At 71.2% G+C, this 22948-nt stretch carries 23 protein-coding genes, 1 rRNA gene and 2 pseudogenes (1 of these 26 running past the window's edge); 10 read left to right on the plus strand and 16 right to left on the minus strand.

The features are described 5' to 3' along the window. Positions 1–278 (minus strand): 16S ribosomal RNA (locus ACWH4W_RS28240); it reaches 1252 nt to the left of the window's first position. A gap of 919 nt (positions 279–1197) precedes the next feature. Beyond that, a pseudogene (locus tag ACWH4W_RS28245) lies at positions 1198–1889 on the minus strand (DNA-3-methyladenine glycosylase). A gap of 188 nt (positions 1890–2077) precedes the next feature. Here ACWH4W_RS28245 and ACWH4W_RS28250 point away from each other — a divergent pair. From ACWH4W_RS28250 to ACWH4W_RS28260, 3 genes are all read left to right on the plus strand, one after another. Further along, positions 2078–2860 (plus strand): sporulation protein, encoded by a 783-nt coding sequence (locus tag ACWH4W_RS28250; protein ID WP_403549258.1) that lies wholly within the window; start codon positions 2078–2080, stop codon positions 2858–2860. Between the two features lie 41 nt (positions 2861–2901). Beyond that, the gene (locus tag ACWH4W_RS28255; protein ID WP_473078637.1) at positions 2902–3441 is read left to right on the plus strand and encodes a YbhB/YbcL family Raf kinase inhibitor-like protein; all 540 of its coding nucleotides are present in this window, start codon (positions 2902–2904) and stop codon (positions 3439–3441) included. Positions 3442–3649: 208 nt separating this feature from the next. Then, positions 3650–4156 (plus strand): HNH endonuclease, encoded by a 507-nt coding sequence (locus ACWH4W_RS28260; protein WP_473078638.1) that lies wholly within the window; start codon positions 3650–3652, stop codon positions 4154–4156. A gap of 68 nt (positions 4157–4224) precedes the next feature. Here ACWH4W_RS28260 and ACWH4W_RS28265 read toward each other — a convergent pair whose 3' ends face one another. The 3 genes from ACWH4W_RS28265 to ACWH4W_RS28275 all read right to left on the minus strand — a co-directional run bounded on the left by ACWH4W_RS28265 (position 4225) and on the right by ACWH4W_RS28275 (position 6665). Further along, on the minus strand, positions 4225–5181 hold the full coding sequence (locus ACWH4W_RS28265; RefSeq protein ID WP_473078639.1) for an SPFH domain-containing protein: 957 nt from the start codon (positions 5179–5181) through the stop codon (positions 4225–4227). Between the two features lie 158 nt (positions 5182–5339). Further along, entirely contained in the window at positions 5340–5774 is a 435-nt protein-coding gene (locus ACWH4W_RS28270; RefSeq protein ID WP_473079282.1) for an NfeD family protein, read from the minus strand. 93 nt (positions 5775–5867) lie between these two features. Beyond that, positions 5868–6665 (minus strand): ABC transporter ATP-binding protein, encoded by a 798-nt coding sequence (locus ACWH4W_RS28275; protein WP_473078640.1) that lies wholly within the window; start codon positions 6663–6665, stop codon positions 5868–5870. Positions 6666–6829: 164 nt separating this feature from the next. Between ACWH4W_RS28275 and ACWH4W_RS28280 the strand changes: the two genes are divergently transcribed. Beyond that, entirely contained in the window at positions 6830–7618 is a 789-nt protein-coding gene (locus ACWH4W_RS28280) for a hypothetical protein (protein WP_473078641.1), read from the plus strand. Positions 7619–7722: 104 nt separating this feature from the next. Here ACWH4W_RS28280 and ACWH4W_RS28285 read toward each other — a convergent pair whose 3' ends face one another. The 3 genes from ACWH4W_RS28285 to ACWH4W_RS28295 all read right to left on the minus strand — a co-directional run bounded on the left by ACWH4W_RS28285 (position 7723) and on the right by ACWH4W_RS28295 (position 9906). Then, on the minus strand, positions 7723–7968 hold the full coding sequence (locus ACWH4W_RS28285) for a chaplin (protein ID WP_473078642.1): 246 nt from the start codon (positions 7966–7968) through the stop codon (positions 7723–7725). A gap of 158 nt (positions 7969–8126) precedes the next feature. Further along, positions 8127–8768 (minus strand): response regulator, encoded by a 642-nt coding sequence (locus ACWH4W_RS28290; protein ID WP_473078643.1) that lies wholly within the window; start codon positions 8766–8768, stop codon positions 8127–8129. After that, the gene (locus tag ACWH4W_RS28295) at positions 8761–9906 is read right to left on the minus strand and encodes a GAF domain-containing sensor histidine kinase (RefSeq protein ID WP_473078644.1); all 1146 of its coding nucleotides are present in this window, start codon (positions 9904–9906) and stop codon (positions 8761–8763) included. Before ACWH4W_RS28295 ends, ACWH4W_RS28290 begins: the two co-directional genes overlap by 8 nt. 284 nt (positions 9907–10190) lie before the next feature. On the opposite strand from ACWH4W_RS28295, the pseudogene ACWH4W_RS28300 reads away from it, so the two are divergent. Next, positions 10191–10401: pseudogene (locus ACWH4W_RS28300) on the plus strand (SDR family NAD(P)-dependent oxidoreductase); the annotation flags it as partial. Between the two features lie 591 nt (positions 10402–10992). Continuing rightward, entirely contained in the window at positions 10993–11715 is a 723-nt protein-coding gene (locus tag ACWH4W_RS28305; RefSeq protein WP_473078645.1) for a transglycosylase SLT domain-containing protein, read from the plus strand. A gap of 91 nt (positions 11716–11806) precedes the next feature. On the opposite strand, the gene ACWH4W_RS28310 is transcribed toward ACWH4W_RS28305, so the two are convergent. Then, the gene (locus tag ACWH4W_RS28310; RefSeq protein WP_473078646.1) at positions 11807–14380 is read right to left on the minus strand and encodes an ABC transporter ATP-binding protein/permease; all 2574 of its coding nucleotides are present in this window, start codon (positions 14378–14380) and stop codon (positions 11807–11809) included. A 306-nt stretch (positions 14381–14686) separates the two neighbouring features. On the opposite strand from ACWH4W_RS28310, the gene serB reads away from it, so the two are divergent. Further along, positions 14687–15895: a phosphoserine phosphatase SerB gene (serB, locus tag ACWH4W_RS28315; protein ID WP_473078647.1), complete on the plus strand. Its 1209-nt coding sequence runs from the start codon at positions 14687–14689 to the stop codon at positions 15893–15895. An 89-nt stretch (positions 15896–15984) separates the two neighbouring features. On the opposite strand, the gene ACWH4W_RS28320 is transcribed toward serB, so the two are convergent. The 4 genes from ACWH4W_RS28320 to ACWH4W_RS28335 all read right to left on the minus strand — a co-directional run bounded on the left by ACWH4W_RS28320 (position 15985) and on the right by ACWH4W_RS28335 (position 18563). Then, entirely contained in the window at positions 15985–16503 is a 519-nt protein-coding gene (locus ACWH4W_RS28320; RefSeq protein ID WP_473078648.1) for a SixA phosphatase family protein, read from the minus strand. Positions 16504–16558: 55 nt separating this feature from the next. Next, positions 16559–16765 carry a hypothetical protein gene (locus ACWH4W_RS28325; RefSeq protein ID WP_473078649.1) on the minus strand — a complete coding sequence of 69 codons (207 nt, stop codon included), beginning with the start codon at positions 16763–16765 and terminating at the stop codon, positions 16559–16561. 224 nt (positions 16766–16989) lie between these two features. Continuing rightward, on the minus strand, positions 16990–17106 hold the full coding sequence (locus tag ACWH4W_RS28330; protein WP_290007734.1) for an SGM_5486 family transporter-associated protein: 117 nt from the start codon (positions 17104–17106) through the stop codon (positions 16990–16992). Between the two features lie 152 nt (positions 17107–17258). After that, positions 17259–18563 (minus strand): CynX/NimT family MFS transporter, encoded by a 1305-nt coding sequence (locus ACWH4W_RS28335; RefSeq protein ID WP_473079283.1) that lies wholly within the window; start codon positions 18561–18563, stop codon positions 17259–17261. Positions 18564–18654: 91 nt separating this feature from the next. On the opposite strand from ACWH4W_RS28335, the gene ACWH4W_RS28340 reads away from it, so the two are divergent. Continuing rightward, positions 18655–19347, plus strand: coding sequence for a FadR/GntR family transcriptional regulator (locus ACWH4W_RS28340; protein WP_473078650.1), 693 nt, complete (start codon positions 18655–18657; stop codon positions 19345–19347). Between the two features lie 124 nt (positions 19348–19471). Here ACWH4W_RS28340 and fabI read toward each other — a convergent pair whose 3' ends face one another. From fabI to ACWH4W_RS28355, 3 genes are all read right to left on the minus strand, one after another. Beyond that, positions 19472–20239 (minus strand): enoyl-ACP reductase FabI, encoded by a 768-nt coding sequence (gene fabI / locus ACWH4W_RS28345; RefSeq protein ID WP_391664054.1) that lies wholly within the window; start codon positions 20237–20239, stop codon positions 19472–19474. Between the two features lie 5 nt (positions 20240–20244). Beyond that, a complete protein-coding gene (fabG, locus tag ACWH4W_RS28350; protein ID WP_473078651.1) occupies positions 20245–20949 on the minus strand; it encodes a 3-oxoacyl-[acyl-carrier-protein] reductase in 705 nt (234 codons plus the stop codon). Between the two features lie 170 nt (positions 20950–21119). Beyond that, complete coding sequence (locus ACWH4W_RS28355) at positions 21120–21596, minus strand: ATP-binding protein (RefSeq protein WP_473078652.1); 477 nt, start codon at positions 21594–21596, stop codon at positions 21120–21122. A 167-nt stretch (positions 21597–21763) separates the two neighbouring features. Here ACWH4W_RS28355 and ACWH4W_RS28360 point away from each other — a divergent pair, with 167 nt between their 5' ends. Both ACWH4W_RS28360 and ACWH4W_RS28365 read left to right on the plus strand, forming a co-directional pair. Then, positions 21764–22630 carry a helix-turn-helix domain-containing protein gene (locus ACWH4W_RS28360; protein ID WP_473078653.1) on the plus strand — a complete coding sequence of 289 codons (867 nt, stop codon included), beginning with the start codon at positions 21764–21766 and terminating at the stop codon, positions 22628–22630. Continuing rightward, positions 22627–22821 (plus strand): DUF397 domain-containing protein, encoded by a 195-nt coding sequence (locus ACWH4W_RS28365; RefSeq protein ID WP_473078654.1) that lies wholly within the window; start codon positions 22627–22629, stop codon positions 22819–22821. Before ACWH4W_RS28360 ends, ACWH4W_RS28365 begins: the two co-directional genes overlap by 4 nt. Positions 22822–22948: the final 127 nt, after the last annotated feature.

Below are 22948 nucleotides of genomic sequence, written 5' to 3' on the forward strand. Positions count from 1 at the left end.
GTCGTCGCCTTGGTGAGCCATTACCTCACCAACAAGCTGATAGGCCGCGGGCTCATCCTGCACCGCCGGAGCTTTCGATCACCAAGGATGCCCAAGATGATCAGTATCCGGTATTAGACCCCGTTTCCAGGGCTTGTCCCAGAGTGCAGGGCAGATTGCCCACGTGTTACTCACCCGTTCGCCACTAATCCCCTCCCGAAGGAGGTTCATCGTTCGACTTGCATGTGTTAAGCACGCCGCCAGCGTTCGTCCTGAGCCAGGATCAAACTCTCCGTGAATGCTTACCCGTGATCGGGTGCACACATCACGAGAGCGGAACATCGGGAGGAATAGTCCCGACATTCACAGCGTCCTCGCTGTGTTTTCTTCAAAGGAACCTCGACCATCCGGCAGGACCGGACGGACGGGGTATCAACATATCTGGCGTTGACTTTTGGCACGCTGTTGAGTTCTCAAGGAACGGACGCTTCCTTCGTACTCACCCTCTCGGGCTTTCCTCCGGGCGCTTCCCTTCGGTGTCTCCGACTCTACCAGACCCTTTCGGTTCCGATTCCCGGTCGGCGGGATGCCGTTGGGCTTTGGGCTTTCACCCTGTCGGCCTTTCGACATTCACTACGTTAACCGATCTCCCCGCCCGATTCATAATCGGGGCCGACGGCTTCGAATTCGGACATGCGGACATGTCGAATCCGACCCCGCTGAAGGGGTGATCGTAGGTAGTGGATTGGCCGCTTCCGGTGCGGACGACTGCCCTGCCCGGCTCAAGCGGCTCGGACTACAGTACGCACCTTCAGCGCGCGAGTCAACTTCGACGTCGGCGCGGCGCGTGGGCCCGGTGCGGGCTGACCGTGTCGGGTCGTCCGCCACCCAGCACCGCCGGGGGTGCACGGCACCCTCCCCGAGACGCCGGTGCGCGGCCCGTTGCGCATCCGGTCCGGGAGGGGACGGGCGTGCCGTGGAGTACCCGCAGCGGCCACCCCGTCCGGCCGTCTCGCTGCTCGCATCGGCGCTGTGGTGGCTCGCAACGAGACCGAGACGCGAGTGGAGCGTCAGGTGGCAGGCGCAAGTCGACGCGCGTCGGCAGCCACCCGACCAGGCAGGAACGCGTCATGCGCCGTGCTCGCGAACGATCAGGCATCCTTTGGTCCCAGCTCGCACCGGCTCATCAGCGGTCCGCGAGCGAGGCATAACAGCGGCTCAGGCTCCGGCCGACGGCTTGGCGCGCGGGCTCAGGCGGTACGCCGAGACCGTCGGATCACCGGCGAGGTAGAACCTGTGGTGCCAGTCGTGGGCCTTACTCACACCTACCCGAGGACCGGCCTGAACGAGTGCGGTAGGTACCGACTCGCCCTCGGACAGCATGACCGAGACACCTGCCAGGAGGTTCGCGCCGTTGTGTTCCGCCGTGATGCCGAGCGCCTGACAGAAGTTCCCCGGGCCTCGGGCCAGGCGTGGACTCTCGACCTTCTCCCCTCGCCGCTTGCGTGCCAGGTCCTCCCCCTCGATGACCCTGCCTGCCCGGATAAGGACGGCCGAGGCCAGGCCGTCCGTCCCCGTGACGACGTTGGCGCACCAATGGAGACCGTGGGACCGGTAGACGTACAGGTGTCCCGCGGGTCCGAACATGACGGCGTTACGGGGTGTCCGGCCTCGGTAGGCATGGGAAGCCGGGTCAGCCGCGCCGGAGTACGCCTCGGTCTCCGTGATGGTGATGCTCACGGTTCCCTCGGGCGTCTCGTGGGTGAGGACAGCACCGAGCAGCTTGGGAGCGACTTCTTCAGCGGGGTGAGCAAGGTCGGCGATGTTCATGCTGGCTGCCTTGTGACCTCGAGGACGGGGCGGTCGAAGAACTCCCTGGGCAGGGGCGTACGGTCGGGGCTCGCGATCATGCCGTCCGAGGGTACTGGAGGCGCGGCGGGCCACGGGCCTGCCAAGCGGCCGCCGGAGTCGCCGGGGCAGGGGCACACGGAACCGGCCGCGGCCGGATCGCGTTGTTAGGGATCGGAGGCCGGCGCGAGGTGCTGCGGTCCGGTGGATCAGGTGTGGCCCGGCTGGGGTCGCCTGGAGAGGGAGAGACATGGCGTTCAAGAAGCTGCTGGCGAGTCTGGGGGCCGGCGGGGCCTCGGTCGAGACGGTGCTGCACGAGGTCAACGTCGTTCCTGGGGGTGTGGTCCAGGGCGAGGTGCGGATCCAGGGCGGGTCCGTGAACCAGCAGATCGAGGGGTTGTCGGTCGGCCTTCAGGCCAAGGTCGAGGTGGAGAGCGGCGACCAGGAGTACAAGCAGGACATCGAGTTCACGAAGCAGCAGCTCGGCGGCGCCTTCGAACTGCAGGCGGGCGCGGTGCACGCCGTGCAGTTCGGGCTGGAGATCCCGTGGGAGACGCCGGTCACGATGATCGACGGGCAGCCGCTGCGCGGGATGGACGTCGGTGTGACCACCGAGCTGGCGATCGCGCGGGCCGTCGACTCCGGTGACCTGGACCCGGTCAACGTGCACCCGCTGCCGGCGCAGAAGGCGATCCTGGACGCGTTCATCCAGCTCGGTTTCCGGTTCAAGAGCGCGGACCTGGAGCGCGGCCACATCCGGGGCACGCGGCAGAAGCTGCCGTTCTACCAGGAGATCGAGTTCTTCCCGCCGTCGCAGTACCGCGGCCTGCACCAGGTGGAGCTGAGCTTCGTCGCCGACGAGCAGGCGATGGACGTCGTGCTGGAGATGGACAAGAAGCCGGGCCTGTTCAGCGAGGGCAGCGACACCTTCCGCTCCTTCCAGGTGGGGCTGAACGACTACCAGGGGACCGACTGGGCGGCGTACCTGAACCAGTGGCTGTCGGAGGTCGGTTCCAAGCGCAACTGGTTCTAGGCTCGTTCGCGACTGAACGTCATCGATCAGGAGGTACCGAGGTGACCGAGCTCAAGCGGCGGCCGCTCCCCCATGACTTCCATCCGCCCGTGCCGTCGTTCACGGTGACGAGCGACGATGTGACGGAGGGGGCGGCGCTCAAGGACGCTCAGGTCCACGCGGCGGGCAACACGTCGCCGCACCTGCGGTGGGAGGGCTTTCCGCCGGAGACCAAGAGCTTCGCCGTGACCTGCTACGACCCGGACGCCCCGACGGGCAGCGGGTTCTGGCACTGGGTGGTGTTCGACATCCCGGCCTCGGTGACCGAGCTGCCGGCCGGTGCCGGCAGCGGCTCGTTCGAGGGTCTTCCGGAGGGGTCCGTCCACGCGCGGAACGACTACGGCGCCAAGGAGTTCGGCGGTGCCGCGCCGCCGCCCGGGGACGGTCCGCACCGGTACGTGTTCACGGTGTACGCCGTGGACCAGGAGAAGCTGGGTCCGGACGCGGACGCCTCTCCTGCCGTGGTCGGTTTCAACCTGCGGTTCCACACGATCGCGCGGGCGCAGCTGATCGGTGAGTACGAGGTGCCCGCGGAGTCCTGAGCCTCCGCGCGACACCGGACGCGTCCGGAACGTTTGCCCGCCCCTGGTCTTGGAATTGATCAGGGGCGGGCATTTTTTTCCGCCGGGGTTCCCGGGGGGTCGTCTCCCGTGGGAGCAGCGGATATTGCGTTGTCCATCTCGGCGTGCCCGGCCAGAGTTGTTCCGGCTCGCCGAGGGGCGGGCCGGTGCGCACGGGAGGTGGGCTGGTATGCGGGACACGCTGGTGCTGAACGCGAGCTTCGAGCCGTTGTCGACGGTGACGCTGAACCGAGCCGTCGTTCTGGTGCTCCAGGACAAGGCCGTCGTCGAGCAGGCCCACCCCGAACTGCGGATGCGGGGAGCCGCGGTCGACATACCGGCGCCCCGGGTGATCAGGCTCTGCCAGTACGTGCGGGTGCCGTTCCGAAGACGTGCGCCGTGGTCGAGGCGGGGTGTGCTGGTGAGGGACCGTCACCGGTGCGCGTACTGCGGGCGCAGGGCGACGACCGTGGACCACGTGGTGCCGCGGTCGCTGGGCGGGCAGGACACCTGGCTGAACACGGTGGCGTCGTGCGCGGAGGACAATCACCGCAAGGCCGACCGGACGCCGGAGCAGGCGGGGATGCCGCTGCTGCGTGAGCCGTACGAGCCGACGCCGGCGGACGCGATGCTGCTGGCGCTCGCCAAGGACGACTTCGAGGCGCTGCCGGACTGGCTGGTGCTGGAGGCTGCCTGAGGGCGGCCGACGTGAGCGGTCCCCGCGCCCCTGAGGGGTGCGGGGACCGTGTGCGTCCGGGGCGGGTCTCAGTCGATGGTGGGCTTCTCGCGGCGCTCCTGGGCGGGGACGTTGGCGGTGGTGCCGTTGCCGCCGCCGGGGGTGCCGCCCATGGCGCCGAAGTTGCCGACCGCGCCGGAGAGGCCCTTGAGGGCGTCGCCGATCTCGCTGGGGACGATCCAGAGCTTGTTGGCGTCGCCCTCGGCGATCTTCGGGAGCATCTGGAGGTACTGGTAGGAGAGCAGTTTCTGGTCCGGGTCGCCGGCGTGGATGGCCTCGAAGACCGTGCGGACGGCCTGGGCCTCGCCCTCGGCGCGCAGCGCGGCGGCCTTGGCCTCGCCTTCGGCGCGCAGGATCTGGGACTGCTTCTCGCCCTCGGCGCGCAGGATCTCGGACTGCCGGACGCCTTCGGCCTGGAGGATGGCGGCGCGCTTGTCGCGGTCGGCGCGCATCTGCTTCTCCATCGAGTCCTGGATGGAGGTGGGCGGTTCGATGGCCTTGAGCTCGACGCGGTTGACGCGGATGCCCCACTTGCCGGTGGCCTCGTCGAGGACGCCGCGCAGGGCCGCGTTGATCTCCTCGCGGGAGGTGAGGGTCCGTTCCAGGTCCATGCCGCCGATGATGTTGCGCAGGGTGGTGACGGTGAGCTGCTCGATGGCCTGGATGTAGCTGGCGACCTCGTAGGTGGCGGCCCGGGCGTCGGTCACCTGGTAGTAGATGACGGTGTCGATGTTGACGACCAGGTTGTCCTGGGTGATCACCGGCTGCGGCGGGAAGGGCACGACCTGCTCGCGGAGGTCGATGCGGTTGCGGATGGTGTCGATGAACGGGACGACGATGTTGAGGCCCGCGTTGAGCGTCCGCGTGTAGCGGCCGAAGCGCTCGACGATGGCGGCGCTGGCCTGTGGGATGACTTGGATCGTCTTGATCAGGGCGATGAAGACCAACACCACCAGGATGATCAGGACGATGATGACCGGTTCCATCGTCGGTTCCCCGAACCCTTCTTAGCCTCGGCGCCTACGGCAGGTCGTTGTGCCTGTGCACGCTCGTGCGGTTGTAGATCTTGCTGGTCGAGTCTGTCAGACCGCGGGACCAACCGGGGGCGTGTTCGCCTCAGTTGTGTCGCACGGGAGGTGCGGGATCAGATGATGACCGCGGTGGCCCCCTCGATGTCCACGACGTCGACCTCCTGGCCGGCCTCGTAGGAGCGGCCCGCGTCGAGCGCGCGGGCGGACCAGACCTCGCCCGCCAGTTTGATGCGGCCGCCGCTGCCGTCGACGCGTTCGAGGACGACGGCCTGTCTCCCCTTCAGGGCATCGACACCGGTGGCGAGTTCGGGCCGTTGGGAGCGGTGTCTGCGGGCGATGGGGCGGACGACGGCGATCAGCGCGGTCGAGACGACGGCGAAGACCGCGACCTGGACGACGGCGCCGCCGCCGAAGATGCCGGAGACCAGTGCCGCGGCGACGGCGCCCACCGCGAGCATGCCGAGTTCGGGCATCGCGGTGATCACGAGCCCGATGCCGAGTGCCGCCGCGCCGATCAGCCACCACAGCCATGCGTCGATGTCCACGATGTCATGGTAGAACCGCGCACCCGGTCACGGACAGGGCGCCGGTCGGCCGAACGGGCCGTGCCGTGCCGGGTGTTGTGCGCGGGGTGGTGCGGTTCAGCCCATCGGGAGGCCCTGGGCGGTCCAGCGGTCGCCGACCTGCTCGACGACGAGCGGGAGACCGAAGCACAGGGACAGGTTGCGGCTGGTGAGTTCGAGCTCGAGCGGGCCGGCGGCGAGGACCTTGCCCTGACGGATCATCAGGACGTGGGTGAAGCCGGGGGCGATCTCCTCCACGTGGTGGGTGACCATGATCATGGAGGGGGCGATCGGGTCGCGTGCGAGGCGGCCGAGACGGCGCACCAGGTCCTCGCGGCCGCCGAGGTCGAGGCCGGCGGCGGGCTCGTCGAGGAGCAGGAGCTCGGGGTCGGTCATCAGGGCGCGCGCGATGAGGGTGCGCTTGCGCTCACCCTCGGAGAGGGTGCCGAACCTGCGGTCCAGGTACTCGGACATGCCGAGGCGGTCGAGGAAGGCGCGGGCGCGCTGCTCGTCGATGTCCTCGTACTCCTCCTGCCAGCCGGCGGTCATGCCGTAGGCGGCGGTGAGCACGGTCTGCAGGACGGTCTGCCTCTTGGGCAGCTTGTCCGCGAGGGCGATGCCCGCCACGCCGATGCGCGGGCGCAGCTCGAAGACGTCGGTGCCGGGGCGGCCGAGCGTCTCGCCGAGGATGGTGGCGGTGCCCTTGCTCGGGTAGAGGTAGCTGGACGCGATGTTCAGCAGGGTGGTCTTGCCGGCGCCGTTGGGGCCGAGGATGACCCAGCGCTCGCCCTCCTTGACCGACCAGGAGACCTGCTCCACCAGAGCCCGGCCCTCGCGGACCACGGATACGTCCTGAAGTTCCAGAACATCGCTCATGAGCGCCTTGTCTCCCCTTGCAGTGTTGCCGGTCTCGGCTGTCGCGTACGCCTTGTGGGTCGGTCCGCCGCACCCGTGGGCGGGAGCCCCTCATGAAATCTACGCCACCGGCCGGCCCGGACATCCCATCGGTCCGGTTTCCGGGTGCTGTCTAGGGTGTACGCATGCTTTCGGAACCACGCTCCGGTCGTCTCGCCGCTTGGGGCAACGCCCTGCTCGCCGGTCTCGTCTCCCCGGACGAGGCGGTGCTCGCCGCCGTCGGGGAGGACGCGGCGCACCGGGTGGAGGGGGTGCCCGGGGAGTCGGCGCCGGTGGGGCTGACGCTGGCCCTGGGGCGGTTGCGGGGGCTCGGGGTGTCGGGGCTGCTGGTGGCGTTGCCGGCGCCGGGGCATCCGCTGGGGCTGAGCGGCCCGCCGGAGTTCAACGCGCGGGCGCTGGAGGCCGGGGAGGCCGTGGTGTGCCGGGGGGCGGCGCTGGGGCTGGTTCCGGAGGTGGCGCAGGCCGGGCCCGAGGGCGATGTGCATGTGGAGGTCCTGTGGCGCTGTCTGCCGGTGCGGGAGGCCCCGCCCGCCGACGTGCCGTCGCTGGGTGAGGCGGAGCGGGAGCTGGCGGAGGCGCTGCGGGAGGCGACGGAGGTGCTGACGCGGCTGGACGTGGCCGGGTCGGGTCCGGTCGCGGAGGCGGCGATCGACGCGTACCGGGCGCGGGCCATGGCGTCACGGGGGCGGGACGTGCTGGCGCCGGGGTATCCGCCGCGCGCGGTGCGGGTGCTGGAGCTGGCGCAGCGGGTGGGCGCGCTGGTGTCGCTGGCGACGGAGCACGGGCACGGCGGCGCGGTGAGCGCGTCGGAGATGTCGGCGCGGGCGCTGGCGCTGCGGCCGGTGGAGCGGACGGCCCGGCGGGCGCTGGTGGCCGCGTACAACGCGTTCGTGGAGGAGCGCGGGGGGCACTGAGCCTGGACGCGGGTCCTGGAGGCCGGTCCTCGGTGCGGTCCCTGGACAGGGACGAGCCCCGGCGCCGGGTGGGGGCGGGCTGCCGGGGCTGTCGGCGGGAGGCGTCAGCCGTTGACGGCGACGTTGCCGAAGGCCGGGTTCAGGACGCCGATGACGTTGATGCTGTTGCCCGACACGTTGACCGGGACGTCGACCGGCACCTGGACGAGGTTGCCGGAGACGACGCCCGGGGAGCCCACGGCCTTGCCGTCCGCGTGGCTGCCCTCGGTGGCGGAGGCCATGCCCGTGCCGGCGGCGAGCAGACCGCCGGCCACCATCGTCACGGCCGCTGCCTTCTTCAGGTTCTTCACTTTCCGAGCCCTCCTTGCGACGACCGCGGCAGGCGCCGCGGTCCGCACTGGGCAACGCGCGGCGCCGGCAGGAGATACGGGCCCCCGCGAGGCATTCCCCCTACGGTATGAATCTCGCACCGGAGGGGAACCTTCCGGGTGATGGCGGACGTCGGCGATCACCCGCTGAGGCCGTGCCGTACGGCCCACAGCGCGGCCTGGGTGCGGTCCGCCAGGTCGAGCTTCATCAGGATGTTCGACACATGCGTCTTCACCGTCTTCTCGGAGAGCACGAGGGCGCGGGCGATCTCCCGGTTGGAGCGGCCGTCCGCGATCAGCCCGAGCACCTCGCGCTCCCGCTCGGTGAGCGAGCCCGCGCGTCCCGTGCCGGGACCGCCCTCCTCCTGGGACAGCAGGGCGCCCGCCACCTCCGGCTGGAGCAGCACGTGCCCGGCGTGCACGGAGCGGATGGCGCCGGCCAGCGCGTCGGGGTCGATGTCCTTGTACACGTAGCCGGCGGCGCCCGCGCGCAGGGCGGGGATCACCGTGCGCTGCTCGGTGAAGCTGGTGACGACCAGCACCCGGGCCCGGTGGTCGAGCTCGCGCAGCCGGCGCAGCGCCTCCACGCCGTCCATGCCGGGCATCTTCACGTCCATGAGGATGACGTCGGGCTGGAGCTCCCCCGCCAGGGCGACCCCCTCCGCGCCGTTCGCGGCCTCGCCGACGACCTCGATGTCGTCCTGCACCTCGAGGAAGGTGCGCAGACCGCGCCGGACCACCTGGTGGTCGTCGACCAGCAGCACCTTGATCGCGTCAGCCACCGGGGACCTCCATCTCGATGGTGGTGCCCTTGCCGGGCGCCGATTCCACGGTCAGCCTGCCGCCGACCCCGCTCGCCCGGTCCCGCATGGAGACCAGGCCCAGATGGCGGCCCGCGCGGCGGACGGCGTGCGGGTCGAAGCCGCTGCCGTCGTCACCGACCCGCAGGACCGCCCCGTTGCCGCGCCGCTCCAGGGTCACGTCGACGTGCTTCCCGCCGGAGTGGCGCAGGGCGTTGTGCAAGGCCTCCTGGGCCACCCGCAGCACCGCCTCCTCCTGGGCCGCGGGCAGGGCGCGCACGCCGTGGCCGGTGAAGGTGACGCGCGCGCTCTGGGCCCGGTCGAGCACCTGCACCTGGGTGCGCAGGGTGGCGACCAGCCCGTCCTCGTCGAGGGCGGCGGGGCGCAGTTCGACGACCGCCGCGCGCAGCTCGTCGGCGGCCTCCGCGGCCAGCTCCGCCACCTGCTGCAGCTCGCCCTTGGCGCGGGCCGGGTCACGGTCCACGAGACGGGCGGCGGCCTGGGCGGTGAGCCTCAGGGAGAACAGCTTCTGGCTCACGGCGTCGTGCAGCTCGTGGGCGAGCCGGGAGCGCTCCTCGGCGATGGTCAGCTCGCGGCTGCGCTCGTAGAGGCGGGCGTTGGTGAGGGCGATGGCGGCGTGCTGGGCGAGGATGCCGAGGAGTTCCTCGTCGTCCTCGGTGAAACCACAGCCGCCGTCCGGCCTGGGGCACCTCTTGTTGGCGAGGAACAGGGCGCCGAGCACCTCGTCGCCGTCGCGCACGGGCAGGCCGAGGAAGTCGACCAGGTCGGGGTGGGCGCTGGGCCAGCCCCCGAAGCGGGGATCGCGGCGCACGTCGGCGAGGCGCTGCGGGGCCGCGTCGTCGAGCATCGCGGCGAGGATGCCGTGCCGGCGCGGGAGGGGGCCGATGGCCTTCCACTGCTCGTCGCTGACACCGTCCACCACGAACTGGGCGAAGCCGCCGTGGTCGTCGGGCACGCCGAGCGCGGCGTACCGGGCGTCGAGGAGCTCGCGCGCCGAGGCGACGATCGTCTTGAGGACGTCGCGCACCTCGAGGTGCCTGCTCATGGCCAGCAACGCGGAGCTCACCGCGGCGAGGCCGGACCGGGGGCCGTGGCTCATGCCCTCACGGTACCGGCGGCGCCCGGCCCGGCGGATCGGACCGGTGTCCGCCCCTCTCCCCGTCGCCGGTCCTAGGTCCCGGGTCCGGGGCCGCCGTCGCGCCCTGGGGTGCGGGACCGGGGCACGCCGTCGCGCCCTGGGGCGCGGGACCGGGGCACGCCGTCATAGGGCGGAGGGACCCGGGCGGCTGCGTCCCTCGGCCGAGGCGGCCGTACGGCTCCGCTTCCTCCGTTGATCGCACACCGACAGGGCGGAACGGCACGACGGACGAGGGGACGCTCGTCATGCCGGTTGCGGTCATCACGGGGGCCTCGAAGGGGCTCGGACGGGCGCCGGCCATGGGGCCGGCGGAGCGGGACCGGGACCTGGCGCCCGACGCGCGGGGCGAGGACCGCCTGGCGGGAGACGACGGTGCCGGCCTCGGCGCACGGCACGCGGGTGACGGCGGTGCCGGGGGACGTCACGGATCCCGCGCACCGGGTGGAGCTGGTGGCGACCGGTCCCGGCGGGGAGCGGCCCGCGCGGGGTGGACGGATCCGGTGGTCATCCCGGAGCGGGGGGTGCGGGTGGCGGACGGGCTGCTGACGGGGGTGCGCGAGCCGGAGGCGCCGCACCTGCTGATGCTGGAGGCGGTGGCGGGGCAGGGGCGGTCGGACGGGGCTACGAGGAGGCGCTGCGCGGGCGCCGCCCGTGGCACGAGTCCGGGGACGCGCACCTGTTGCTTCCGCCCTGGACGGAGGCCACGGAGCGCCTTACACAGTGCATTGCGGCAGCAACACGCGGTAAGGGGCGAGGGGGGCGGGTGTGAGGCCGCGCATAGGGCGCACATCACGTACGAAGTGGATTAGGAGAGACATAACGCCCACATGAACGGGGCGAACAGTCCGTTCTGCACCGTTTCACACCCCCCCGATCTACTATCCGGCTTCGTAGGTCACATCTTTGCCGAGCGATTTTGCCACCGCTAAGAATGGCTGCGTCGCTCAGCGCCGTGGGTTCTTCGCCCGCGGCGTTCGTGTGCCGAAGAAGCACCGTCCGCACCGGACATCGAGCGACCTCCGCGCTATTCGAAGAGGTCCGTTCCGCATGCCCAAGCACATCCTCACCCGCGGTCACAGTCGTGCCCTGACCCGCCACCACAAGATCGCCGCCGCGGGCGTCGCCGCCTTCGGCGCCGCCGCCATCGGCTTCTCCGCGGTCCCGAGCAGCGCGTCCACGACGACCACGGCCGAGGCCCCCGCCCACACGGCGACGGTGACCTACAGCACCGAGCGGATCCAGGGCGTCAAGGCCGGCGTCACCGACCAGCTCGCCGGCGCCAGCGTGAAGACCGAGCAGATCGCGGCGAAGAAGCAGGCCGCCGCCGAGGCCGTCGCGAAGAAGAAGGCCGCCGCCGAGGCCAAGGCCGCGAAGGCCCGCCAGGCGACGGAGGCGGCGAGCCGTTCGGCCGAGCGCGCCGAGGTGAAGAAGGCCGCTCCGAAGAAGTACGGGAACAACCTCGACGGCTGGATCCGCGAGGCCATGTCCATCATGAAGAAGAACGGCATCCCCGGCTCCTACGAGGGCATCCACCGCAACGTCATGCGGGAGTCCTCGGGCAACCCGCAGGCGATCAACCTCTGGGACATCAACGCCCGGAACGGCATCCCCTCCAAGGGACTGCTGCAGGTGATCCCGCCGACCTTCGAGGCGTACCACGTCAAGGGCACCCCGAAGGACATCTACGACCCGGTCGCCAACATCGTCGCCGCCTGCAACTACGCGGCGGACAGGTACGGCACCATGGACAACGTCGACAGCGCGTACTGAGAGGTCGGCGCGGGCCTCTCCTTGCGCACCCGGACGCCGAAGGGCGGCACCCTCCTGACGGGGTGCCGCCCTTCGGGGCCGTACGGCGGGACTACTTGCGCATGACCTCGGGCTCGTGGCGGCGCAGGAAGCGCGCCACGAAGAAGCCGCAGATCACGCCGAGGGCGAGCAGCGCGCCCATGTCCATCGCCCAGGCGGCGGCCGTGTGCTCCCACAGCGGGTCGGTGTCGCCCGCGCTCTCCGGCGGGCTGATCCGGTTGAAGTCCAGCGTGGCGCCCGCCGCGGCCACCGCCCAGCGCGACGGCATCAGGAACGAGAACTGGTTGACGCCGATCGAGCCGTGCAGGGCGAACAGACAGCCGGTGAAGACGACCTGGATGATCGCGAACATCACCAGCAGCGGCATGGTCTTCTCGGCGGTCTTCACCAGCGAGGAGATGATCAGGCCGAACATCATCGAGGTGAAGCCGAGCGCCATGATCGGCAGCGACAGCTCCAGCAGCGTGAAGCCCCCGAGGATCAGCCCCTCCTCCGGGATCTCCCGGTTGGCGAAGCCGATCACGCCGACCAGCAGCCCCTGGAGCACGGTGATCAGGCCGAGCACGAACACCTTGGACATCAGGTACGCCGAGCGGGACAGGCCCGTGGCGCGCTCCCGCTCGTAGATGACCCGTTCCTTGATCAGCTCGCGCACGGAGTTCGCGGCGCCCGCGAAACAGGCGCCGACCGCGAGGATCAGCAGCACCGTGGTGGCCGTGCCGTTCGGGGCGATCCTGCCGGTCTGCGGGTGGGCCGGGTTGGGCAGCAGGCCCTTGTCCGGGTTGATGAGCAGGCTGACCGCGCCGAGGACGGCCGGCAGGATCACCATCAGGGCGAGGAAGCCCTTGTCGGAGACGATCACCGACACGTACCGGCGCACCAGGGTGGAGAACTGCGACAGCCAGCCCTGCGGCTTCGGCGGCTTCATCGCCTGCATCGGGGGGACCTGTACGGACTGCGGGGCGACCGCGTCGATGTCCGCCGCGTACATCTGGTAGTGCTGCGAGCCCTTCCAGCGGCCCGCCCAGTCGTAGTCGCGGTAGTTCTCGAAGGCGGAGAACACGTCGGCCCAGGTGTCGTAGCCGAAGAAGTTCAGCGCCTCCTCGGGCGGGCCGAAGTAGGCGACGGAACCGCCCGGCGCCATCACCAGAAGCTTGTCGCAGATGGCGAGCTCGGCCACCGAGTGGGTCACCACCAGGACCGTGCGGCCGTCGTCGGCCAGTCCGCGCAGCAGCTGCATGACGTCACGGTCCATGCCCGGGTCGAGGCCGGAGGTCGGCTCGTCCAGGAAGATCAGCGACGGCTTGGTGAGCAGCTCCAGTGCCACGGACACGCGCTTGCGCTGGCCGCCGGACAGGGACGTGACCTTCTTGTCCTTGTGGATGTCCAGCTTCAGCTCGCGCAGCACCTCGTCGATGCGGGCCTCGCGTTCGGCCGCCGTGGTGTCGGCGGGGAAGCGCAGCTTGGCCGCGTACTTCAGGGCGCGCTTGACGGTCAGCTCCTTGTGCAGGATGTCGTCCTGCGGGACCAGACCGATGCGCTGCCGCAGCTCGGCGAACTGCTTGTAGAGGTTGCGGTTGTCGTACAGCACCTCGCCCTCGTTGGCGGGCCGGTAGCCGGTGAGCGCCTTGAGCAGCGTCGACTTGCCGGAGCCGGACGGGCCGATGACCGCGATCAGCGACTTCTCCGGGACGCCGAAGGAGACGTCCTTCAGGATCTGCTTGCCGCCGTCGACCGTGACGGTCAGGTGGCGGGCGGAGAAGGACACCTCACCGGTGTCGACGAACTCCTCGAGCCGGTCGCCGACGATCCGGAACGTCGAGTGACCGACGCCCACGACGTCGGTGGGGCCGAGCAGCTGCGAGCCGCCCTTGGGGATCGGCTGGCCGTTGACGTACGTGCCGTTGTGCGAGCCCAGGTCGCGGATCTCCATGCGCCCGTCGGGCGTGGAGTGGAACTCCGCGTGGTTGCGGGACACCTGAAGGTCGGAGACGACCAGGTCGTTCTCCAGGGCACGGCCGATGCGCATCACGCGGCCGAGCGAGAACTGGTGGAACGTCGTGGGACTGCGGTCGCCGTAGACCGGCGGCGCCCCCGCGCCACCACCGGGGCCCTGCTGCTGCGGGATGTGCGGCGCGGCCTGCTGCGGCACGCCCTGCTGCGGCTGCCTCCAGCCCTGCTGGGCGGGCGGCTGCTGCTGGGCGGGCGGCTGCTGCTGGGCGGACGGCTGCTGCTGGGCGGACGGCTGCTGTGCCTGCTGCGCCCAGCCGGCGCCCGCGCCCTGGGCGGCGTACGGCTGCTGCGGCTGGGCCTGCGGCACGGCGGCACCGGCACCGGCACCGGACAGCGTCACGCACGGCCCGTCGGTCGCGTTGCCCAGGTGCAGCACCGTGTCGGCGCTGAACTCCAGGTGCTGGACCCGCTGACCCTGCACGAACGTGCCGTTGGTGCTGCCGTGGTCCTCGATCACCCAACTGCGGCCGTTGAAGCTGATCGTGGCGTGACGCCAGGACACCCTGGCGTCGTCCAGCACGACGTCGCCCTGCGGGTCACGTCCCAGGGTGTAGGACCTGGACGGATCGAGCGTCCAGGTGCGTCCGTTTGATTCCAGTACGAGTTCCGGCACTCCACGCCCCACTGAGTTGTCCCCCGGATGTCCCCCGTCGCAGGGAGTCTAGGGATGTCGAACATCGGGGGAACTATTTCAGGCCCGGTCCTCCGACCGGAAGTCGGCCCTGTCACGACCCCGCGACAAGGCGTCGACGGTCCTGTCCTGACGAGGGTTGAACCCGGACGGAGAGTGGCGAACCACGCGAGGGGGACATGTGCGGTCCGCCGGGCCGGGACGCGGCCCGGAGAGGGCCGGCGGGGGTGTCCGGCTGGCGGACCTCGCGGGCGCGGGGCACTGCGTGCCGGATACGGTGGGACCACCATGAGCGCATCGCAGACCTCCGACGTTCCCACCCTCCTGGTCAAGATCTTCGGCAAGGACAGGCCCGGCATCACGGCCGGTCTCTTCGACACCCTCGCCGCCTACTCCGTCGACGTGGTCGACATCGAGCAGGTCGTCACCCGCGGTCGCATCGTGCTCTGCGCGCTCGTGACCCAGCCCCCGGCGGGGATGGAGGGTGACCTGCGGGCGACCGTCCACAGCTGGGCGGAGTCGATGAAGATGCAGGCGGAGATCATCTCCGGCAGGGGCGACAACCGCCCCCGCGGTCTGGGCAGGTCCCTGGTGACCGTGCTGGGCCACCCCCTCACCTCGGAGGCGACGGCGACGATAGCCGCCCGGATCACCAAGGCCGGCGGCAACATCGACCGTATCTTCCGGCTCGCCAAGTACCCGGTGACCGCCGTGGAGTTCGCGGTGTCCGGCGTGGAGACGGAGGCGCTGCGCACGGCGCTGGTGACGGACGCGGCCCGGTTCCGGGTGGACATCGCGGTGGTCGCGGCGGGTCTGTACCGCAGGGCGCAGCGTCTGGTGGTCATGGACGTGGACTCCACACTCATCCAGGACGAGGTGATCGAGCTCTTCGCCGCGCACGCCGGCTGTGAGGACCGGGTCGCCGAGGTGACGGCGGCGGCGATGCGCGGGGAGCTGGACTTCGAGCAGTCCCTGCACGCCCGGGTGGCGCTGCTGGAGGGGCTGGACGCCTCCGTGATCGACAAGGTCCGCAGCGAGGTGCGTCTGACGCCGGGCGCCCGCACCCTGATCCGTACGCTCAAGCGGCTCGGCTACCAGGTGGGGGTGGTGTCGGGCGGCTTCACCCAGGTCACCGACGACCTGAAGGAGCGCCTCGGCCTGGACTTCGCCCAGGCGAACACGCTGGAGATCGTCGACGGCAAGCTCACCGGCCGGGTGACCGGCGAGATCGTGGACCGGGCGGGCAAGGCCCGGCTGCTGCGCCGCTTCGCGGCCGAGGCGGGTGTGCCGCTGTCGCAGACGGTGGCGATCGGCGACGGCGCGAACGACCTGGACATGCTGAACGCGGCCGGTCTGGGCGTCGCCTTCAACGCCAAGCCGGTGGTGCGCGAGGCGGCCCACACGGCCGTGAACGTCCCCTTCCTCGACACCGTCCTGTACCTGCTGGGCATCACGCGCGAAGAGGTCGAGGCCGCGGACACGCTCGCGGGCGACTGATCCGCGCGGACCGGCCGTGACGACGGACGGGCCCGGCGCCGACGTGGTCGGTGCCGGGCCCCTGTCGTGCCGGGCGGGTCAGCGGGGGGTCACTCGGTGGGCGCCCAGTAGTCGACCAGCGTGGCGGTACCGGGCTCCAGGGACTTCCAGGGGCCGGTGAAGGTGAGGATCGAGAAGGCGGCGGCCGGGTAGCCGCGGCGCGTCATGCGCTCGCGGGCGTCGCCCTCGGACGCGCCGGCCAGGATGTCGGCCAGCCCCTGCACGCCCGGGTTGTGGCCGATCAGCAGGACGTTCCGCGCGTCGTCGGGGGTCTCGTTGAGCAGGGCGATCAGCTCGCCGGGCGAGGCCTCGTAGATCCGCTCCTCGTAGACGGTCTTCGGCCGCTTCGGGAACTCGTGGACCGCGAGCTTCCAGGTCTCGCGGGTGCGGACCGCCGTGGAGCACAGGGCCAGGTCGAAGGCGACGCCGGTGTCGGCCAGCTTGCGGCCGGCGGCCGGGGCGTCCAGGCGGCCTCGCTCGGCGAGGGGGCGCTCGTGGTCGGCCACCGGAGGCCAGTCGGCTTTCGCATGCCGGAAAAGGACAATCCTGCGGGGTTCTGCGACGCTCATGGCACCCAGCTTCGCATGAAACAGGCCATAGGGCGCAGGGAGTTGACCGGCGCGTTCAGCGGGCTATGAGCTGCTGCGCCCGCTCGACGAGGAGGGTGAGCGCGGGCTCACCGGCGGTCGCGTGCGCGTCGGCGGGGTCGAGGACGAGGGCGAGCAGGGCCACGAAGGCGAGGGCCGGGAGAGCCAGGGCCCACCACGGCAGCCGGGTGGCGGCACCTGCCCGGGGGGCCTGGGCGGGCCGGGAGTGCGTACGCGCCGACATGGGGGCCTCCGGTCTTCGAGTGTTCCGTGGCGCGCCGGTCGCGGCCACATCTCGAAGGTACGGATCAGCGGGACGCCGCCCCATCCGGTGATCCACCCACTCGACCCTGAGCCTGGCCCCCTAGGGGACGGGGGTGCCAGCACCACCATGGGGCGCGGAAACAGTCACCGCGCCCCGGGCGCGGGGAAGGCCTCCCGCCCAGGGCATGGGGAGGACCGCCGTGCTCAGGGCGCGAGCACCGTCGCGACGACGCCGATGACGATGAAGATCGCGAAGAACAGGCCGAAGACGAGCAGCATCTTCTTCTGGCCGTTCTGCGGGTTGGGGTCGAGGACTGGCATGGGGCAAGTGTCGCACCCTGCCCGCCCGGCACCGGCCACGGGGTGCCCCGGCGGGCGCGGCGGTCCGGCCCGGCGGACGGTCCGCCGGACGGACAGCCCGGCGGACGGGCAGGCAGGCAGGCAGGCAGTGGCCGGGTACCCCGCGCGGCGCCTCAGGCCGTCGCCTCGTCCTCCACCGTGCGGTCCCGTCCGGCCAGCACCCCGACGATCACCTGCGGGACCATCAGCCCCGCCATGAGCGCGATCGGCAGTCCCCAGCCGCCGCTGTGCTGGTACAGCACGCCCACCAGCAGCGGTCCGGGGATGGAGATCAGATAGCCGGTGCTCTGCGCGAAGGCCGACAGCTGGGCCACGCCCGCGCCCGTCCGCGCCCGCATGCCGACCATGGTGAGCGCGAGCGGGAAGGCGCAGTTGGCGACGCCCAGCAGCACCGCCCAGGCCCAGGCTCCCGCGGCCGGGGCGAAGTAGAGGCCCGCGTAGCCGATCAGGCCGCTGACGCCCAGCGCGAGCACGATCGGGCCCTGGTGGGGCAGCCGGGCGGCGAGGCGCGGTATGACGAACGCCAGGGGGACGCCCATCACCATGGTGACCGCGAGCAGCAGACCGGCCCGGCCCGCGGGGACGCCCGCGTCACGGAAGATCTGCGCCATCCACCCCATGGTGATGTAGGCGGCGGTGGCCTGGAGCCCGAAGAACACGGCCAGCGCCCAGGCGGTACGGCTGCGGGTGATGCGCAGCGCCGGCGCCTGCCCGGCGGGCCGTCCCGCCGGCCGCCCGCCCCGCCGCGGCGGCTCCTCCCCCAGAGCCCCGCCCCGTCCCCGTACGAACGGGAGCCAGGGCAGCACGGCGGCCGCCGCGAGGGCCGCCCAGACGGCGAGCCCCGTCCGCCAGCTGCCGCCGAGCGCGTCGGCCACCGGGACGGTCACGGCCGCCGCGGTGGCGGTCCCCAGGGCGAGGGCCATCGAGTACAGGCCGGTCATGGAACCGACCCGGTCGGGGAACCAGCGTTTGACGATGACCGGCATCAGCACGTTGCTCACCGCTATCCCGGCGAGCGCGAGGCCGCTGGCGAGCAGGAAGCCGGCCGTGTCGCCGGTGAAGGGGCGGACCAGCAGGCCGGTGGCGATGGCGGCCATGCCGGCGCACACCACCGCGCCGGGGCCGAAGCGCCGGGCCAGCCGGGGCGCGGTGACGCCGAACACGGCGAAGCACAGCGCGGGCAGGGAGGTGAGCAGCCCGGCCACGCTGCCGCTCATGCCGAGCCCGTCGCGCACCTCTTCGAGCAGCGCGCCGAAGCTGGTGATGGCGGGGCGCAGGTTCAGGGCGGCCAGCACGATGCCGACGACGAGCAGCCGTGTCCGCCACGCGCGCGTGGTGTCACCGGGACGTCGGTCCGGGGACGGAGCGGGCGTACGGGCGGCAGCGGACGCGACGGTCCGGGTCTCGTCACCAGGCATACGAGTCATGCGACTCATCATAGAATCATAGGATGATTGGTTGTCCATGTCGTGGGCGCCGTCCGACGCTCCTGCCGTGCGAAGGTGAGTCATGCCTCTGAGTCATCCGCGCCGTTCCGCGCTGTCCGAACAGGTCATCGCCGCCCTGCGGGCTCAGATCACCTCCGGCGAGTGGCCGGTCGGCTCACGCATCCCCACCGAGCCGGAGCTGGTGGAGCAGCTGGGGGTGGCCCGCAACACCGTCCGGGAGGCGGTGCGCGCGCTGGCGCACAACGGACTGCTCGACATCCGCCAGGGCTCGGGCACCTACGTGGTCGCCACCAGCGAGCTGGCCGGCGTGATGCACCGCCGCTTCGCCGGCGCCGATCCCCGGCACATCGCCGAGCTGCGCTCCACGCTGGAGTCCTCGGCGGCCCGGCTGGCCGCGCGGCGGCGCACGGAGAAGGACCTCAAGCAGCTCGACACGCTGCTGCTGCGCCGCGAGGAGGCCTGGGAGTCGGGCGACGCGGAGGCGTTCGTGACGGCGGACGCGACCTTCCACATGGCCGTCGTGGCGGCCTCGCACAACGACGTGATGACCGCGCTGTACGCGGACCTGGTCGAGGTGCTGCGGGACTGGCTGCGCGACGACGTGGGCGGCGGCATGACGCCGGAGACGTACATGGAGCACAGTCGGCTGGTGGACGCGATCCGCGCGGGCGACGCGGCGACGGCGGCCGAGGAGGCCGCCGCCTATCCCCTGGCGTGCAAGCCCGGGCGGTTCACCGCCCCCGCGGGCGACTGAACCGTTCGAGCACCTCCCCGAAGCCGTTCGAGCACATCCCCGGCGGCGTTCGCGCACGTCCTCGGCGACACGCGCGAGGGCCCGCGCCCCCAGGGGACGCGGGCCCTCGCGCTGGGGCGTCCGGTCAGGCGCCGACGGCGTGCAGACCGCCGTCCACGTGGACGATCTCGCCCGTGGTCTTCGGGAACCAGTCGCTCAGCAGGGCGACGACACCGCGGCCGGCCGGCTCGGGGTCCTTCAGGTCCCACTCCAGCGGGGCGCGGGTGTCCCAGACGGAGGCCAGCTCGGCGAAGCCGGGGATGGACTTGGCGGCCATCGAGCCGAGCGGTCCGGCGGAGACGAGGTTGCAGCGGATGTTCTGCTTGCCCAGGTCGCGCGCCATGTAGCGGCTGGTCGCCTCCAGGGCGGCCTTCGCCGGGCCCATCCAGTCGTACTGCGGCCAGGCGTACTGCGCGTCGAAGGTGAGGCCGACGACGGAGCCGCCGTTCTGCATCAGCGGCAGGCAGGCCATGGTGAGCGACTTCAGGGAGAACGCCGAGACGTGCATGGCCGTGGAGACCGACTCGAACGGCGTGTTGAGGAAGTTGCCGCCGAGGGCGTCCTGCGGCGCGAAGCCGATGGAGTGCACGACACCGTCCAGGCCGCCGAGCTCCTCGCCGACGACGTCGGCCAGGCGGCCCAGGTGCTCGTCGTTGGTGACGTCGAGCTCGATGACCTTGGTGGGCTTGGGCAGCTTCTTGGCCACGCGCTCGGTCAGCGTCGGCCGCGGGAAGGCGGTCAGGATGACCTCGGCGCCCTGCTCCTGGGCCAGCTTCGCGGTGTGGAAGGCGATGGACGCCTCCGTCAGCACACCGGTGATCAGGACGCGCTTGCCCTCGAGAATTCCGCTCATGTGTGTCAGTGACCCATTCCCAGTCCGCCGTCAACGGGAATGACGGCTCCAGTGATGTACGAGGCCTCGTCCGAGGCGAGGAAGCGCACCGCGGCGGCGATCTCCTCGGTCTTCGCGTACCGGGCGAGCGGCACCTGGGCGAGGATCTTCGCCTGCTGCTCCTCGGTGAGCTCCCGGGTCATGTCGGTGTCGACGAAGCCGGGCGCGACGACGTTGAAGGTGATGTTGCGCGAGCCCAGCTCACGGGCGAGGGAGCGCGCGAAGCCCACCAGGCCCGCCTTGGAGGCGGCGTAGTTGGCCTGCCCCGCGGAGCCGAGCAGCCCGACGACCGACGAGATCAGCACGACGCGGCCCTTGCGGGCGCGCAGCATGCCGCGGTTGGCGCGCTTGACGACCCGGAAGGTGCCGGTGAGGTTGGTCTCGAGGACGGAGGTGAAGTCATCCTCGGACATGCGCATCAGGAGCTGGTCCCGGGTGATCCCGGCGTTGGCGACGAGCACCTCGACGGCGCCGTGCGCCTCCTCGATCTCCTTGTAGGCCTGCTCCACCTGCTCGGGGTCGGTGATGTCGCACCGGACGGCGAGGAAACCGGTCGGCGGCTCCCCCGAGCGGTACGTGATGGCGACCTTGTCGCCGGCGTCGGCGAACGCGCGGGCGATGGCGAGGCCGATGCCCCGGTTGCCTCCGGTGACGAGAACCGAGCGGCTCAACGGATCACCCCTTCGATAGCGGTTCTTTCCCCGCCCGAACGCCCGGACGACGGGCGGCGATGGCAGGCGGCTTCCCCGAAAACCTATCGGTCCCGGTCCGCCGCTCGGCACTGGGGCATCGACAGTGGCTCTCGCGGCCTCCTGTCGGGTTCCTACAGTCGGACCCCCGGTCAGTCCGCCCTGCCAGGTGCGTGAGCGCGCAGCCCTTCCGGCGCGCGGACCCCGCACTCGGCCCACACGGTCTTGCCCGGTCCTGTCCGTCCCTCCACGCCCCAGCGGGCGGCGACGGCTTCCACGAGGAGCAGGCCGCGCCCGCCGTCGGCGTCCGCGGAGGGCCGGCCCGTCGGCTCGGGGAGTTCCGGGTGGGTGTCGGACACCTCTACGCGGACGAGGCCCGCGGACCTGTCGTACGTGAGCCGCAGCTCGAAGTCACGTCCCGCCACGCGGCCGTGGAGGACCGCATTGGAGGCGAGTTCGGCCACGACGAGGGTGACGGTGTCGGAGGCCGGGCTGCCGTAGGGCAGGTCCCACAGGTCGAGGCGGTGCGTGGCGAGTCTGCGGGCGAGCCGTGCGCCGCGGCGGGTGGCGGAGAAGCGCTGGACGAACACACTTACGGTTACGGCCTCTCGGGCCCGTGGTGCTGGCATGCGGCCAGCGTTCCGGGCCGCTCCCGGCCCCCGACAGGGACGACACCCATACACGCGCGACTGTATCGGCGCACACTCTGGACCGGGTGGGTAACTCCCCGTGACTCCGAGCGGGTCGCGCGGGGTTGAGCGGGGCGTGGAGACGTGGACACGGGAGGCACGCGGCGATGAGGGCGGACCACGGCGGAGGCGGGAACGGCGGCGCGATCGCGAACGGCACGGAGGCGGAGCTCTCCGACAGTCTGAAGACCTTCGGCGCGGTCCTCAAGGCCCTGCGCGAGGAGTCCCGCCTGACGCAGGAGGAGTTCGCGGTGCGGGTGCGGTACTCGGCCGCGTACGTCGCCAAGATCGAGCAGGGGAAGCGGTTCCCGCCGGCGGACCTGCCGGGGCGGGCGGAGGAGGTGCTGGGGCCGGTCGCGGTCAAGGTACTCACAGCGGCGGCGAAGAGTCTGACACGGAGGGCGGGGCTCGCTTCGTGGTTCCGGCAGTGGGCGGGGATCGAGGAGGAGGCGGTCTCCTTGTACGCGTATGAGTGCCGGGCGGTCCCTGGGTTGTTGCAGCCGGAGGGGTACATCCGCGCGATCTTCGACCGGCAGATTCCTCCGCTGTCGGAGGAGCAGTTCGAAAGGCAAGTCGCTGCCCGGCGGGAACGGCAGCGGCTCTTGGACGAGCGGCCGAACACAGCGTTCTCGTTCCTCATCGAACAGGCGGTTCTCGAACGTCACCTCGGGGGCGTCGAGGTGGCGCGGGCGGTCGTCAGCAACCTCTTGGAACAGGGCAGCCGACGGAACGTCGAGATCCTCGTCATGCCCCTCCGGCAGGAGGATCACTCCGGCGTCGACGGCCAGATGTATCTCGCTGAACGCGACAATCACCAGTGGGTCGGCTACGTCGAGGGACACGACAGCAGCACTCTTCCGACCGAGCCGAAATTGGTGAGTTCCATGCTCCAGCGCTATGGGAAGATGCGGTCACAGGCCCTGAGTCGTATGGCCACTGTGGACCTGCTGAGGGAGATGCAAGGAGCGCTATGAGCAGCGAACTGGCCTGGTTCAAGAGCAGCTACAGCGGCAGTGGCGGCGGCAACTGCGTCGAGGTCGCCATGCGCCCCGAGGCCGTCCACATCCGCGACTCCAAGGACACGGGCATCCGCCCACTCGCCGTCACGCCGGCCACTTGGACGGTGTTCACGGCACTCGCGGCGACCTTGTCACCGGACGACTGAGGTCGCGTCGTACGAGACGTTCACGGACGGGCGCGGGAGTTGATCCCGCGCCCGCCCGTTGGTCTGTACCCGCCTCTCCCACTCCTGCTCGTCCTCACCGAACAGGTCGAGCTGGATGCCGCTGCCC

The organism is Streptomyces sp. DSM 120436, assembly GCF_055778765.1.

Excerpts from the sequence above, each read along its gene's own strand:
- ACWH4W_RS28320 (WP_473078648.1), bottom strand. The coding sequence starts at position 16,503 with ATGAGCGTCGCAGAACCCCGCAGGATTGTCCTTTTCCGGCATGCGAAA.
- ACWH4W_RS28305 (WP_473078645.1), top strand. The coding sequence starts at position 10,993 with ATGCCCAAGCACATCCTCACCCGCGGTCACAGTCGTGCCCTGACCCGC.
- ACWH4W_RS28275 (WP_473078640.1), bottom strand. The coding sequence starts at position 6,665 with ATGAGCGATGTTCTGGAACTTCAGGACGTATCCGTGGTCCGCGAGGGC.
- ACWH4W_RS28330 (WP_290007734.1), bottom strand. The coding sequence starts at position 17,106 with ATGCCAGTCCTCGACCCCAACCCGCAGAACGGCCAGAAGAAGATGCTG.
- ACWH4W_RS28365 (WP_473078654.1), top strand. The coding sequence starts at position 22,627 with ATGAGCAGCGAACTGGCCTGGTTCAAGAGCAGCTACAGCGGCAGTGGC.
- ACWH4W_RS28250 (WP_403549258.1), top strand. The coding sequence starts at position 2,078 with ATGGCGTTCAAGAAGCTGCTGGCGAGTCTGGGGGCCGGCGGGGCCTCG.
- ACWH4W_RS28265 (WP_473078639.1), bottom strand. The coding sequence starts at position 5,181 with ATGGAACCGGTCATCATCGTCCTGATCATCCTGGTGGTGTTGGTCTTC.
- ACWH4W_RS28325 (WP_473078649.1), bottom strand. The coding sequence starts at position 16,765 with ATGTCGGCGCGTACGCACTCCCGGCCCGCCCAGGCCCCCCGGGCAGGT.
- ACWH4W_RS28260 (WP_473078638.1), top strand. The coding sequence starts at position 3,650 with ATGCGGGACACGCTGGTGCTGAACGCGAGCTTCGAGCCGTTGTCGACG.
- ACWH4W_RS28360 (WP_473078653.1), top strand. The coding sequence starts at position 21,764 with ATGAGGGCGGACCACGGCGGAGGCGGGAACGGCGGCGCGATCGCGAAC.
- ACWH4W_RS28295 (WP_473078644.1), bottom strand. The coding sequence starts at position 9,906 with ATGAGCCACGGCCCCCGGTCCGGCCTCGCCGCGGTGAGCTCCGCGTTG.
- fabI (WP_391664054.1), bottom strand. The coding sequence starts at position 20,239 with ATGAGCGGAATTCTCGAGGGCAAGCGCGTCCTGATCACCGGTGTGCTG.
- ACWH4W_RS28355 (WP_473078652.1), bottom strand. The coding sequence starts at position 21,596 with ATGCCAGCACCACGGGCCCGAGAGGCCGTAACCGTAAGTGTGTTCGTC.
- serB (WP_473078647.1), top strand. The coding sequence starts at position 14,687 with ATGAGCGCATCGCAGACCTCCGACGTTCCCACCCTCCTGGTCAAGATC.
- ACWH4W_RS28335 (WP_473079283.1), bottom strand. The coding sequence starts at position 18,563 with ATGCCTGGTGACGAGACCCGGACCGTCGCGTCCGCTGCCGCCCGTACG.
- ACWH4W_RS28280 (WP_473078641.1), top strand. The coding sequence starts at position 6,830 with ATGCTTTCGGAACCACGCTCCGGTCGTCTCGCCGCTTGGGGCAACGCC.
- ACWH4W_RS28340 (WP_473078650.1), top strand. The coding sequence starts at position 18,655 with ATGCCTCTGAGTCATCCGCGCCGTTCCGCGCTGTCCGAACAGGTCATC.